General features: G+C 61.2%; 11 protein-coding genes and 4 pseudogenes. 13 read left to right on the top strand and 2 right to left on the bottom strand.

Annotated elements, in window-relative coordinates; all coding sequences use genetic code 11:
- A pseudogene (locus tag RBB32_RS20690) lies at window positions 1–207 on the top strand (regulator); the annotation flags it as partial.
- Window positions 207–863: a hypothetical protein gene (locus RBB32_RS20695; protein ID WP_306155576.1), complete on the top strand. Its 657-nt coding sequence runs from the start codon at window positions 207–209 to the stop codon at window positions 861–863. The pseudogene RBB32_RS20690 and the gene RBB32_RS20695, both read left to right, overlap by 1 nt.
- Here the strand turns inward: RBB32_RS20695 and RBB32_RS20700 are convergent.
- Window positions 860–1,330: a hypothetical protein gene (locus tag RBB32_RS20700; protein ID WP_306155578.1), complete on the bottom strand. Its 471-nt coding sequence runs from the start codon at window positions 1,328–1,330 to the stop codon at window positions 860–862. The two genes, RBB32_RS20695 and RBB32_RS20700, sit on opposite strands and share 4 nt — an antisense overlap.
- Before the next feature lie 445 nt (window positions 1,331–1,775).
- On the opposite strand from RBB32_RS20700, the gene RBB32_RS20705 reads away from it, so the two are divergent.
- The 11 genes and pseudogenes from RBB32_RS20705 to RBB32_RS20755 form a co-directional block, all read left to right on the top strand.
- Entirely contained in the window at window positions 1,776–2,102 is a 327-nt protein-coding gene (locus tag RBB32_RS20705; protein WP_005668772.1) for a type II toxin-antitoxin system PrlF family antitoxin, read from the top strand.
- Window positions 2,099–2,617 (top strand): type II toxin-antitoxin system YhaV family toxin, encoded by a 519-nt coding sequence (locus RBB32_RS20710; RefSeq protein WP_306112228.1) that lies wholly within the window; start codon window positions 2,099–2,101, stop codon window positions 2,615–2,617. The genes RBB32_RS20705 and RBB32_RS20710 overlap by 4 nt, the downstream gene beginning before the upstream one ends.
- A gap of 147 nt (window positions 2,618–2,764) precedes the next feature.
- Window positions 2,765–2,917: a StaA gene (locus RBB32_RS20715; protein ID WP_306155579.1), complete on the top strand. Its 153-nt coding sequence runs from the start codon at window positions 2,765–2,767 to the stop codon at window positions 2,915–2,917.
- A gap of 101 nt (window positions 2,918–3,018) precedes the next feature.
- A complete protein-coding gene (locus RBB32_RS20720; protein ID WP_306155580.1) occupies window positions 3,019–7,281 on the top strand; it encodes a strawberry notch-like NTP hydrolase domain-containing protein in 4,263 nt (1,420 codons plus the stop codon).
- A 122-nt stretch (window positions 7,282–7,403) separates the two neighbouring features.
- Entirely contained in the window at window positions 7,404–7,778 is a 375-nt protein-coding gene (locus RBB32_RS20725) for a DUF6878 family protein (RefSeq protein WP_306155581.1), read from the top strand.
- 1 nt (window position 7,779) lies between these two features.
- Complete coding sequence (locus RBB32_RS20730) at window positions 7,780–8,241, top strand: hypothetical protein (protein WP_306155582.1); 462 nt, start codon at window positions 7,780–7,782, stop codon at window positions 8,239–8,241.
- Between the two features lie 100 nt (window positions 8,242–8,341).
- Window positions 8,342–8,587, top strand: a pseudogene (locus RBB32_RS20735) (hypothetical protein).
- A gap of 181 nt (window positions 8,588–8,768) precedes the next feature.
- Complete coding sequence (locus tag RBB32_RS20740; RefSeq protein WP_306155586.1) at window positions 8,769–9,497, top strand: DUF736 family protein; 729 nt, start codon at window positions 8,769–8,771, stop codon at window positions 9,495–9,497.
- A gap of 277 nt (window positions 9,498–9,774) precedes the next feature.
- Window positions 9,775–9,963, top strand: a pseudogene (locus tag RBB32_RS20745) (transposase); the annotation flags it as partial.
- 79 nt (window positions 9,964–10,042) lie between these two features.
- A complete protein-coding gene (locus tag RBB32_RS20750) occupies window positions 10,043–11,260 on the top strand; it encodes an IS256 family transposase (RefSeq protein ID WP_306155588.1) in 1,218 nt (405 codons plus the stop codon).
- Window positions 11,261–11,327: 67 nt separating this feature from the next.
- A pseudogene (locus RBB32_RS20755) lies at window positions 11,328–11,917 on the top strand (IS5 family transposase); the annotation flags it as partial.
- A 53-nt stretch (window positions 11,918–11,970) separates the two neighbouring features.
- Here RBB32_RS20755 and RBB32_RS20760 read toward each other — a convergent pair.
- A partial coding sequence (locus tag RBB32_RS20760; RefSeq protein WP_306155592.1) for a DUF3732 domain-containing protein occupies window positions 11,971–13,603 on the bottom strand: 1,633 nt, incomplete at its 5' end.

The following is a 13,603-nucleotide window of genomic DNA, read 5'->3' on the forward strand; positions in this document are numbered from 1 at the left end:
GTGCGCCGGGCTTCGGACTATCTCATCGGCGGGACCTACGAGGTGCCCTCGGGCCTCGGCGGCACCTTCCGGGTCATCCTCAAGGATGCCTGCGACACCTTCGCGATCGTGCAGAACTGCGGCAATTGTGAGGATTTCGACGCCATGCAGCCCTACCGCGTGCCGCTCGATGCGCTGATGGAACTCGATGACCGGAGGGTGGCGTGATGGGTTGGCTCTTTTACACCGACGGCCGCGTCCAGACCTATGCGGATGAGAAAGCGGAGATCACTCGGCTCTGCACCTTTGAGGGCGACACGCGCAAAACCGAACTGGTCAAGGCCTGTAAGGTTGGCTCCACCTGGTATGCAGCGGCTAGGGTTACCAATCGCGACGGCACCCCTGTCGAGGACGCGACCTATGTCACCGATCCTGACGGCTCGATCACTTTCGCCGCCGTCTTCCTTACCCGATATGATGACGGCTGCTGGGGCTACAAGGACATGGAGGAAAGCGCGGGACCGGTCGAATCCCGCGCGCCACTGAGCCTATTGGTCCTGCTGTCCGAGCTGAAAGACCCAGACAGCTATGCTCATGCCTGGCGCCAGCGCTGCCAGGACTGGGCTGCGATCCCGGACTACGAGGAAGGCGACAAGATCAAGCTCGCAGCACCTGTGACGCTCACCGGTGGCAGCACATGCCAGATCGTCACCGCGACGCACTACAGGCGCGGGCGGCAAAAGCGCCGCTGCTACCGCATCGAGGAAACCGGCGGCCTCGTACGCCTGTCGAAAGCCTCGCTCGCGGGCTCGGAGCTGCTCAGCTCCGCAAAGGGTGAGGCCAGTCCTGTGCTGGCGGAGTTCCTGGCGGGGCAGGACCCTTAGGGGCGCACTGCGAGTAGTGCGCGTACCGTCTCGATTTCCAGCACCCAGTTGCCAGTCGTTTCGTTGCGCCATCTTATGCAGCGGATGATCCGACAAAAATCATCCTGAAGGGCGCGCGGAAAAACAGGCTCATGGTGTGCGATTCTGTTGCGGAGCCTCCTCACGGCTTCAATGTCAGACCTTAATTCAGATCGGCGCTGGCTGGCAGCGACACCACGGGGCGCGTCCGGAAACACTGCGTAGAAATGATCGTCCCACAGTCTGCCTTGGTGCCTGTTTGTCAGCATCTTCTCCCAAAACACGAACTTCAGTTCGGCAACGACCTTTCCGGCAGTGGGTTGCTGTGCTGCGCAACCTTCGAGGTCTCGTTTGGGGCTGTATGCCGGACCGCGCGGGTTCGGTAACGAACGGATGAAGCCTTGTGTCCAAGGCCATGTTCCTCCGTGGACAGCTTCGATTGCTTCCACGATCGCGTTTCGCAGCGCAACTTCCAAAACATGGAGTGGAACCATGAACGCGGCTGATACTTGAAGATTCCAGTGGTATAGGTGGAGAGCTCGCGTCCTATCATTGCCGGTTTCGCGCAGATAGGTCGCAAACCTAGGTGCGGATAGGACGTTCGGAAGGTGGTGTTCTTCATCAGCCGTGAACGGTGGATACATTGACAGTAAAGACTTTCGGTGCCATATAGAGTGCGAGCTTTGAGACTGCGGGCACTATGCCTCCCCTCATTGCACAAAGAAAGCAAAAGCCCGTCGCATTGCGGCGGGTTTTTCAGTTTTCGAACCCGACTCCGAAAAACCGTTTGATTGGTCGGTCGGCGACAGCAGATCCTGCGGCTTATCTTGACATGGCAATGCAAATGCATTACCTATCACAGGCAGCAAAGACCCTTTTCTTCAGGAGACTGCCATGACAGCGCTCGCACAAGACGTCTCGAAACTCACGGACCGGTATCAGACGACCGTGCCGGCGGGGGTGCGCAAACAGCTAAAGTTGGGCAAGGGCGACCAGATTCGTTACTGCACCGAGCCGAGTGGCAGGGTCTATATCGAGCCCGTGCGCAGCGACGAGGAAGATCCTGTGCTCGGCGCCTTTCTCGATTTTGTCGAGGCCGATATCAAGGCGCATCCGGACCGCATTCGGGCGTTCGATGGGGCTTTGCATGACCGTCTTGCAGCACTGGTCGGAGACGTTGACGTCGATCTCGATGCGCCGCTATCGCTCGAGGATGAATGAGCGGCGATAGCGTGCCCGCCCAAGCGCCCCTTGTCGTAAACGGATGGTCGATTTATGCGCATCCGCTCTTTCTGGACCAGCTCGAAGGGCTGATTGAAGAGGTCGAGGCGCGTAAGGCACGCGATCCCAAGACCTGGCGCAAGAAGAATTCCACGAAGCGGCTGGCCGCCATCTTCAAGCTGGTCACCGAGGCCATACCGGCAGATCCGGGTGCCGCCGCCTTCCGGCAAGGCGGCACACTCGGCGATCACCGCAAGCACTGGTTCCGGGCGAAATTCTTCCAACAGTATCGGTTGTTCTACCGGTTCAACAGCGATGCGAAGGTCATCGTGGTGGCCTGGGTGAACGACGACAAGACCCTGCGCGCCTATGGCAGCAAGACGGATGCCTATGCGACGTTCAAAGGGATGCTGGAAGATGGCAACCCACCTGACAATTTTGACGCGCTCCTGAAAGAAGCCGCGGCGGCGGACAAGCGGTTCGAGGCGTCCCTGGACGCGGTACCTGATCGGTGAGTGGTCGGGTTAGCTGTGAACCTTACGGCCTTGCCGTTTACGGCACCACTGTGGGTGATGTAGCATCGACCCATAGCATAGTCGGAGAAAGCGCAATGGACCCAACGGGTAAGGAACAGCCGCACCTCGGTCTCGAGGAGCATTTCCGTGGCGGCTGATGTCAATTCGTATGACGCGTGGTTTCGTGCGCAGGTACAGGTCGCGCTGGAGGATGCACGCTCGGGAACATCTCAGGTTCAGGTAATGCAGGCCGCGCAGGCTTTGATTGATGCGAAGCGGCAGGTCGAACCCAAGCCCTGACCAAGCCTTGGAGGTCAGTGCGGTCTGACCCCCGTCACCCTGAAAAGCGAAAGAGGGCTTTTTGTCTTTGGAACTCAGACCCTGATCCAAAGGAAACCCCCATGTCCAAGCCCCGCTCAACGCTCCCCAATCCTGTTGAATTCGACGCTAACCTCGCCTCTGCACTGGCACAGATCTGCGCGGAGATCGCCCACCAACCCCTGCGCAGCTCAGCGCTGGCGCGCATCATGCGCGAGACGTTTCATGGCAGTGATGCCGGGGGCGCCTGGGACTGGCGCATAGCCTATGACATGATGCAGGCCGCGGCCATCCAGGTGCTGCTGGGTGGGGACGGCGCGGCAGGTGACATCGCCGCTGCAAAGCTGGTTGCCTCACGGCTGCTGACGGAAACGCGGCGGTCAGAGCAGCAGATCAGGCTGCAGCAGTTTTCCACGCCTCTGCCATTTGCCGCCTTGGCGGTGCGGGCCGCGGCGATCTGCAAGGGCGAGACCGTGCTGGAGCCCTCGGCGGGCACCGGTGCCCTGGCCGCTTTCGCCGTACGGGCAGGCGCCACGCTTCTGCTCAACGAGATCAATCCGTTTCGCCAGCGCCTCCTGCGGGCGCTCTTCGGCGGCGAGGTGACGGGCCATGATGGCGAGCATCTCGACGATCTGCTGCGGACGCCGGTTCTACCCGACGTCGTGGTGATGAACCCGCCCTTCGCCTCCTCGGTCGATCGCTCCCGGGACAAGCACATCGCCGCCAAGCATCTCATCGCGGCTGCCAAGCGCCTGGCACCAGGTGGGCGGCTGGTGGCGATCATGCCGCCAGGATTCACGCCCGAACGCGATGCCGCGCATTGGTCCCGCGCCTGCGGTCTCCTGACGCCGCGACTGGCGTTGACGATGCCGGGGCAGGTCTACCGCAAGCTCGGCACCTCTGTCGAAACCCAGCTCATGGTCTTCGACAAGGTGCGGGAGGACGGCGAGATGATCCGCGCCAGCGTCAGGGACTTGGATGAAGCCCTTCCTTTTGTCGACGCCGTGGCCGCAACCCGGCCCGAGGCGCGCCCCGCCCAAAGGGTGGCGTCGATGCCGCACGCGCGGTCGACCGTTCAATCTTCTGCCCCGCGCAAGACCGCCGCTGCGCCTGTCGCCGTCACCAAACCCCAGGCGAATGCCGTCCGCTCGCTCAGCTTCACAAGCTTTCAGACCCCGCGCGACAACACGCCCGTCTCGGACATCTATGCGCGCTACCGCCCGCAACGGATCGAGATCGCAGGCGCGCAAGAACATCCCACGCCGCTGGTCGAAAGCATCGCCATGGCCTCTGTTGCACCACCGGTGCCCTCAAACACGGGCAGTGACGACTTGCGGTTGCCCGCCAAGCTGATCGAGGAGGGACATCTCTCTGAGGCGCAGCTTGAGACCATCATCATGGCCCATGATGCCCATGGGCGCGACCTGCCGGGACGGGTTACGATCGATGACGACCAGACCAAGCTGACGCGCGCCGATGATGACCCCGATGCACGGGCCTATCGTCTTGGCTATTTCCTCGGGGACGGCACCGGTTGCGGCAAGGGCCGCGAATGCGCAGGGCTCATCCTCGTGAACTGGCTTGTGGGGCGCAGAAAGGCGATCTGGGTTTCCAAATCTGCCACGCTCATCGAGGACGCCATCCGCGACTGGACCGATCTTGGCGGCTCACCCGCCGATATCCAGCCACTCTCCAAATGGAAACCGGACCAACTCATCCCGATGGGCGACGGTATCCTTTTTGTCACCTACGCAACGCTGCGCTCCGCGGGCAAATGCGGCACCACGCGGCTGAGCCAGATCCTCGACTGGATGGGCGAAGATTTTGAAGGCGTCCTCGCTTTTGACGAGGCCCATGCCATGCAGAACGCGGCCGGGTCCGAGCAGGGCAGGGGGGTCAAACCCTCCCAGCAGGGCCTTGCTGGCCTGCGGCTGCAACTGGCAGCACCTCGCGCCCGCGTCTTCTACATCTCGGCCACGGGCGCCACGAGCGTGCACAACCTGGCCTATGCCGCGCGGCTGGGGCTCTGGGGGCAGGGGCCAGAGTACCCCTTCCCGAGCCGCGAGAGCTTCGTGTCGGCGATGGAAGCCGGCGGCGTCGCCGCCATGGAAGTGGTTGCGCGCGATCTCAAGACGCTCGGCCTCTACACGGCCCGCGCCCTCAGCTTCGATGGAGTGGAGTATGACGTGCTCGAACACGCGCTGACCGCGGCCCAGATCGAGATCTACGACGCCTATGCGGGCGCGTTTCGGACGATACATCACAATCTCGAGGCGGCACTGACCGCGACCGGCGTCAACAACGCCTCTGGGGAAACCAACGCCTCGGCCGCACGCGCTTCGGCCAAGTCCCGCTTCGAGAGCACGAAACAGCGCTTCTTCAACCATCTCCTGATGGGCATGAAAGCCCCGAGTATCATCCGCGCCATCGAGGACGACCTGGCAGTGGGCAACGCCTGCGTCATCCAGGTGGTCTCGACGGGCGAAAGCCTGCTGAAACGCCGACTTGAGACGATGGACGCCGACGACGAGCTCGTCGAGGGCGCCTTGACGCCGCGCGACTATGTTCTGGGCTACCTCGAACAGGCCTTCCCGATCCACGCGCAAAAGCTCGTGGAGATCGACGGCAATATGGTGGTGGAACCTTTACGGGATGAGACCGGGGCGCTCGTTGTCTCGCGCGAGGCGCTCGCCCTGCGCGATGCGGCCATGATGGAATTGATGACGCTGGCGCCGATCCCCTCGGCGCTGGATCAGATCCTCTGGGCCTTTGGCGACGAGGCCGTGGCCGAAGTAACGGGCCGGTCGATCCGACCTCTTAAGGCGGACGATGGCCACCTATTCATCGAGAAGCGTAGCGCCAGCAGCAATTCATCCGAGACCCAAGCGTTCATGGATGGCGAAAAAGATATCCTGATCTTCTCCGATGCAGGTGGCACGGGCCGCTCCTATCATGCGGCGCAAACGGCGAAGAACCAGAAGCGGCGGCGGCACTATCTTCTGGAGCCCGGCTGGCGCGCGGATGCGGCCATCCAGGGACTCGGCCGCACGCATCGCTCGGCTCAGGTCAGCGCGCCCTTCTTCCGGGTCTGCACCTCGGATGTGCATGGCGAAAAGCGTTTCACCTCGACGATCGCCAAGCGCCTCGACCAGCTGGGGGCTTTGACCAAGGGCCAGCGAGAAACCGGTTCGCAAGGCATGTTCCGCGAGGAGGACAATCTGGAAAGCCCGATCGCACGGGCGGCGCTGCGTGGGTATTTCGCCGATCTTGCCGCCGGGCGCGCTGAGGCGATGAGTTATGAGAGCTTCACCGACTGGACGGCCCTTCGGCTGATCGACAAGGACGGGGTGCTGCTCGAAGAGCTGCCGCCGATCCAGCGGTTTCTCAACCGGGTGCTTGCCCTTCCCATCCACATGCAGAACGCGCTCTTTGCCGAGTTCATGTGCCGGATCGCTGATCAGACCGAACGCGCGCGCGCGGCAGGCACGCTCGATCTCGGCGTGGAAACCCTGCGTGGCGAAAGGATCGAGCAGGTCTCCACCGAGGATCTCTGGACCTGCCCGAAATCCGGCGCCGTGACGCGCATCATCGGGCTCGAGGTGACCGACCCGGTCCACGTGCTGTCGGCGGATGACGCCCTGTCGCGCAACCCCGACAAGCTGCCGATGGTCAATCGCGCCTCCGGCCGCGCGGCGCTCATCTCGGCGCGGCCCATGCAAATGTATGACGAGGACATCGTCACCCTCATGCGCAAGGCGGTACGGCCCAACGGGTCGAGCTACCTTGAGGAGATGCGCTTCGAGTCCTCGGCCTGGGAAGAGATCGGTAAACCGGAGTTCGCACGGCTTTGGGATGCCGAGGCTGCGTCCCTGCCAAAAACCACCACGACCAAGCTCTACCTGCTGACCGGGCTGCTGCTGCCCATTTGGAAGGACATTCCGACCACCAATGAGCGCATCTACCGGGTCACGCCCGACGGGGCGACCGCCATGATCGGGCGCACGCTGAGCGAGGAAGTGGCGGCCGCGCTGCGCGCCCGCTTCCTCGTCTCCAACCCGCAAACACCGCAGGAGATGTTGACCGCCGCCCTCGGCACCACCGCGCCTGTCGATCTGGGCCGGGGTCTGACCCTGACCCGTCGCCGTGTCGCAGGCGAGATGCGCCTCGAGCTGGGCGGCGCGGATCGGGGCATGATTGATGGCCTCAAGGCTCTCGGCTGCTTCACTGAGATCATCGCCTTCCAGCTGCGGGTGTTCCTGCCGCATGGGGACGGGATCGACACGGGAAGCATTCTGGCCCGGATCGTGGGGCAGGAAGCCGCCAGAGCGGCAGAACAAGCCGCCTGAAAAGTCAAAGCGGGCTTCCGGTCGGGCGTCGCGGATCTGGGTTTCACCGGTCTGCGCTTTCCGGGCGCGTGCAGACCAATGCCACGCCCGGTCCCCCCAAATTCAGACGAGAGGACAGACCCATGACCAATCCCCAAATCGACTATGCCGCAATGGCGGCTCAGTGGCGTGCAGAGCGCGAAACCACCTTGAAGGCATCCAGAGTGGAGCTGCTCGCGCAACTACGTGCGCTTGGCATCAGCGAGGTCACTGCCTATGGCGACTCCGGCAATGTCGAGGATGTGACGGTGCGGACTGCAGAGGTCAACCTGCCGGAGCCGCTTGTCACAGAAGTTGGCGATTTCGCCTGGTCACTCGCCTATCATCATCATCCGGGGTTCGAGAACAACGAGGGCGGCTACGGCACGCTGACCTGGGACATTGCAACAGACAGCATCACCCTCGATCACGCCGACCGCTATGTCGAATGCTCGCACAGCTATGACGAGGGGCTTTGAGATGGCCCATCCGCTTCATCATGCCGAAAGCTCTGCCCGGAAATTCGGCGGGGTGCCGTCTGACTATCAGGCCGTCCACGATTGGTTTGACGCCTCGAAAGAGCATCTCGCGCTTTTCACGCACCGGGCCTTGCGCCACCATACCCAAGGTCTGTTCGATGCTGAACGTGTCTTCGGTCTGACCCTGACCAATAGCGCAAGTCGGGACATTCCCGTGCGCTGGATCGGCGAGCAGCATATCCGTGAAGACTGCCAGGGCCGCATCCCCAGCATGGCGGACTGGCTGCGACGGATCCAGCCCGAGCCATGGATGGCCAATGGCCATATCGACCGGCATGTCGGCTCCGAGCCCCGCGGCGACCCAAGGGCCGCTTGGGCGTCCGAGGTCGCCGCCGGCCGAACGGTTCTTGGCCTGAAGGATTGGATGGCGGCGCGCGCGATGCAAGCCACGCAAGGTGCCTGACAGGTCTCGGCCGTTGGCCGAACGAATGCCGCACGGAAGCCCGGTTGGATGACCGGGCTTCTTGCGTCGTTTCCCCACCATTCTTCGTAAGGAGGTTCGCATGACACACGAAGACATCAAGGCCGCCGTTGATGCCGGTGAAACCGTGCACTGGGCCAATACCGGCTACGTTGTCCACAAGGACCGGCTCGGTCAGTACCTCATCACCTATGTGCCGAACGGTAGCTGCATCGGTCTGACCGACCGGGGCGGGCAAAGGTTGAACGGGGAAGAGGCGGAGTTCTTCATCGCGCAATCGAAGGACGCCGCAGAAAATCTGGGCAGCCAATCAAGACCATAGGGGTAGGGCAGGGGCGTAGCACAAGGAGGCGCGGGGGCGCTCCCACTCGGAGGGCAGCTCTGACCCGCGGGCGGGGCTGAAAGGAAAGCAAGCTTTCTGGTTTGTGATCCCAGGAGGGGTCGTGAAAGCAATCCCGGATGCGCTGGCAAGGACGTCAGTCACCGGCCAATCGAAAAGGACCTATCCCATGTTCGCAGGAACTCTCACCCGCAACGTCGAGACCGCAGCCGCCGAATACACCGGCATGATCCATTCGACGCGCTTTGACATCGCCATCCAGCTCGAGGCACGGGCCAAGATGTCCGAACGCAGCCCGGATTTTGACGTGACGGCAATCAATAAGTCGGGCCGCAAGGTGCGCATCGGCACGGCCTGGAACGAAACAGGCAATACCAGCGGCAACCCCTACATCTCGATGCAGATCGACGTGGGCCTGGGCCCGTTCCGGGTCAACGCGGTGCAGACGAAAGAGGCGCGCGCGGCCCAGAGCGGCGAATTCGAGATCATCCCGCTGGTCTCGAACGGCCTGATGAAATCCGGTTCGATCTCGGGCGAACTCACCGCCATGGACGCCGACAACGCCTTCGCCGGCTACATCGCCAACATGATGTTCGATCTGGAGTTCATGCTGATCGAGAACAGCTACAAGACCGAGGAGACCCACCCCGACTATCGGATCGAGGTCAGCTCGCCGCGTGGTACGCCGATCCGCGTTGGCTCGGCCTGGATGGCCAAAAGCAGCCGCACGGGCAATGACTACCTGTCGCTGCTTATCAACGCGCCCGACGGCGATTTACGGGTCAACGCCGTGCAGAACGAAGAACAGCGCGGCGGTCAGACCTTCTCGATCATCCCGTTCATCGACAGCGGCGATCAGGCGCAGGACGCGGGCGTGGGGCTGTCGCTGGTCGCGTGACTAGCGCGAAAACCGAGACTAACTAAACCCGGAGGGGAGCCGTGGGACCACGGTTCCCCTTTTGGTGTGTTGGTGTAGTTCGGCCGAAAGGAGGAGACATCTAACTTCTGTCTTCCATGCCATATGCGCAGTCTACTTTGCTGCCATTCGCTTCAGTAGTAAGACCGATGACACCCGAACCAGCGGTTGGCGGGTCGGAAGAGAAAGAACCCTAGGCTCCAGACCCATTGATTTCGGGCGTTTGCCGTGATTCAGGCTCCGCAAGGAGACCTGATCGATGAGCAATCTTTACTGGCTGAGCGAGGCGCAGATGGCGCGCCTCAAACCCTGCTTTCCCAAGAGCCATGGCCGGCCCCGCGTCGATGACCGGCGCGTTCTGAGCGGCATAATCTTCATCAATCGCAATGGGTTGCGATGGTGTGACGCGCCGAAGGAATACGGCCCGGCGAAGACGGTAGTGCCCCGGGAGGTGGTGTAAGAGGCCGTGCGCGGCTGGGGCTGGCGGCCACCGCGCGTCTTCGTAGTCTGAGGTTGTTCAACGACCGATGACAACGAAGGAGAGCACGATGACCGAGACCAAGATTGACCTTCCGGGTGTGATTGCCAAGAGCGACGACGCGGATTTCCTGCGAGAGCTGATCCAGGATGCCGCGCAGCGGCTGATGGACATCGAGGTGGCCGCTGTGTGCGGTGCCGGGCATGGCGAGCGCAGCCCGGACCGCGAGAACCTGCGCAACGGCTACCGGCCGCGCCAATGGGATACCCGGGCGGGGACTATCGGCCTGAATATCCCGAAGCTGCGCAAGGGCAGCTATTTCCCCACGTTTCTGGAGCCGCGCCGCACCGCCGAGAAGGCGCTGATGGCGGTGATCCAGGAAGCCTATATCCAAGGGATTTCCACCCGCGCGGTAGATGACCTGGTGCGTGCCATGGGGCTTACGGGCACCTCCAAGAGCCAGGTCTCGCGGCTGTGCGAAGAGATCGATGAGCGGGTGCAGGCGTTCCTGAACCGGCCGCTGGAGGGGGACTGGCCGTTTCTCTGGCTCGATGCCACCTACGTGAAGCTGCGCGAGGGCGGGCGGATCGTCTCGATGGCGGTGATAGTGGCCGTGGCGGTCAATACAGACGGACGCCGGGAGATCCTTGGCATCACCGTCTTGCCGTCCGAGGCCGAGACCTTCTGGGCCGATTTCCTGCGCTCACTCACCCGCCGCGGCCTGCGGGGCGTGCAGCTGGTGATCAGCGACGCACACGAGGGCCTCAAAGCCGCCGCCCGCAAGGTCCTGGGGGCCGGCTGGCAGCGCTGCCGTGTGCATTTCCAGCGCAACCTGCTGGCCCGCGTGGGCAAGACCAACAAGCCGGTGGTCAGCGCGGTAGTGAAGACCGTCTTCGCCGAGAAAGACCGCGACCAGGCCCATGCCCGCTGGCGCGAGGTTGCCGACAGCCTGCGCGACCGGTTCCGGGATGTTGCCGAGCTGATGGACGAGGCCGAGCACGACGTGCTGGCCTACATGGCCTTCGACGAGAGCCTGCGCTCGAAGCTGCACAGCACCAACCCGCTGGAGCGCGTCAACAAGGAGATCAAGCGGCGCACCAATGTCGTCGGGATCTTTCCCAACCGTGACGCCGTGATCCGGCTCGTCGGCGCGCTGATGCTGGAGCAGAACGACGAATGGGCCGTCTCCCGCCGCTACATGCCGGTGGAAAAGCTGACCGCCATATGCAACGATGGTCGTGAGACGGCGATGATTGCCGCTCAGTGAACGAGCAACACCAGCTATGAAGAAGCAGCTGGACGCCAGTTCCTACACCACTCCTCGGGGCACTACCGCGAAGACCCTCTACAACCGTTGGAAGCGCTGGAGTGACAACGGGGTCTTCGCCCGGATCATGATGGGCCTAGCCACTGAGAGCGCTGAACACAAGACGATCATGATCGACGCGACCTATCTGAAAGCGCACCGCACGGCCTCGAGCCTGCGGGTCAAAAAGGGGGGCGTGGGCGCCAAATCGGGCGCACGAAAGGCGGCATGAACACGAAACTGCACGCCGTCACCGACGCGAAAGGACGCCCGATCCAGTTCTTCATGTCGGCCGGGCAGGTCAGCGACTATACCGGAGCTGCGGCGCTTCTGGGCAGCTTGCCGAAGGCGGACTGGATGCTCGCAGACAGGGGCTATGACGCCGATTGGCTCCGGGAAGCGTTGAAAGACAAGGGGATAAAAGTATGCATCCCTGGTCGAAAATCCCGCAAGAAACCTGTCAAACATGACAAGCGCCGGTACAAACGCCGTAACCGCATTGAGATCATGTTCGGTCGCCTCAAGGACTGGCGCCACGTCGCCACCCGATACGACCGTTGCCCCGAAACTTTCTTCTCCGCCATCCTTCTCGCCGCGACCGTCATCTTCTGGTTATGATCAAGAACGAGTCCTGACCCTAGGATAACTCTAAACGGAACACTTCGTCCTAGTTACGCGTCACGCACGGGCCAATCGTCTGGGATCAATTTGATCCCGTTTGCTCTAGTCCAGCGTTCAATGGTCGCGCCAACGTAGCGATCATCATTTTCCATGTATGCATGCTCGATCAACAGAACTTGGAGACCAGTGGCTTTGGCCGTTTCCGAGAAGATGAAGTCAACTATTTTACCCATCGAGCGACGATCATCATCTTGAGCCATTTCTTCCAGGGTTCTCTCATCCGATGCCTTTTCATCTTTGGGATAGTACGGTCGGCTAATCTGATCGATCACAATCAGTCCTGGAACCGGGGACGAAACCTGCTCAAAATGCTTGTGCAGGCCAAAAAGAAGCGCCAAATGTATCGCAAGATAGTTCTGGTCTGAGCCAACATCGACCAAGTTGAGCTGCCTTTGTCGCTCTGCTTCTATTACGCGCACCCTGCCGTCAGCAAAGAACTGGAGGCGCGCACCGGTTAAAGGGGCAGTGGACGGAAGGGAACCAAGCATTTCTGAGGCATAGTTCGATACCATGTTCTCGGCATGTGCGATGCGGTCACGAAGTGCTTGAGGGTCGACGATCTCGCGGAGTGTTTCGATTTCACTACGGAGGTTTCCAAAATTGACAGGCGGCTGTTCAAAATCCTCAACTGTTGTTTCCAGGAACTGTTCAACTCGTCCAAGTGTAATTGCCCTAGCTTGCGCTAGGTCATCAGCCTTCTTGAGCGCGGCATTTTGCTGAATAGCACTCCGAATTTGCCGCTCTATCTCCCTAATCCTATCATTGGCAGCCTTAAGGTTTTCTTCTACCTGCTCTAGCTGATCGAGTAGCTCTGGTGTCACCTGTTGGACCGAAGCAACCTCCTTCTCGATAAGGGAAAGGGAGGCTGCGATGTCCTTAGCGATATCCGTTCCGACCTGACTTTTTTCTTGGCAAACCGGACAAACCTCGCTGTCGAGATGCAGGTGATCAACCAAGTTCAGCTTCTGAAATTGCCCAGAAGTCGTCGTTTCAAACCCAGAGGAATCTTTGACCAGCGCTCGCAAAGCATCTCGTTTTTGGCGGTTTTCAGACGCCAATCGAACTGTTTGCCGCCTTTCTTCCTCCAAAGCGCCCAGTTGGTCACCAATCTCCTTGTCGGTTCTGGTGATCTCGAAAGATGACACCTCTCTCAGAATACCAAGCAACTCCTGCTCTGGGAGTGTGGGATCAGGTGCATCGGACATTCCCAAGCCAGCAGACTGAGTTAGCAGCGCCATAGCTCGCTCACTGAGAAGAGACCGGCTTTTCTTCCTCGCCTTGTCCTGGCGCTCCAACCGCCCCAAGGCTGCTTCAAGCTGCCGCAATCGCCTTTGTGCTAGAACAGTCTCTTGATCCACTGCTTGCAGGAAGTAGGGCATAGTAGCCCTTATGTCTTTAGCCTTATCCGGATCATTCAGGTCATGGAGAACCGTCTTGTTACTAATGATGACATCTGCGGTCAGAAATAAATAGGGAGTAGCGTGTCTGATTGATGCCTTTCCAACCGTCCATTTCTCATCAGCACCAGCGTCTTCGATATCAGCGATGAAGTGGTCCCAGGAATCCGGACAGTCGGCTAAGGTGTATCCCAAACCTTTGAAGGGATACGAGAATGGCGAAGCG

Source organism: Roseovarius sp. MMSF_3281 (assembly GCF_030733685.1).
In the GTDB taxonomy this organism is placed as follows: Bacteria; Pseudomonadota; Alphaproteobacteria; order Rhodobacterales; family Rhodobacteraceae; genus Roseovarius.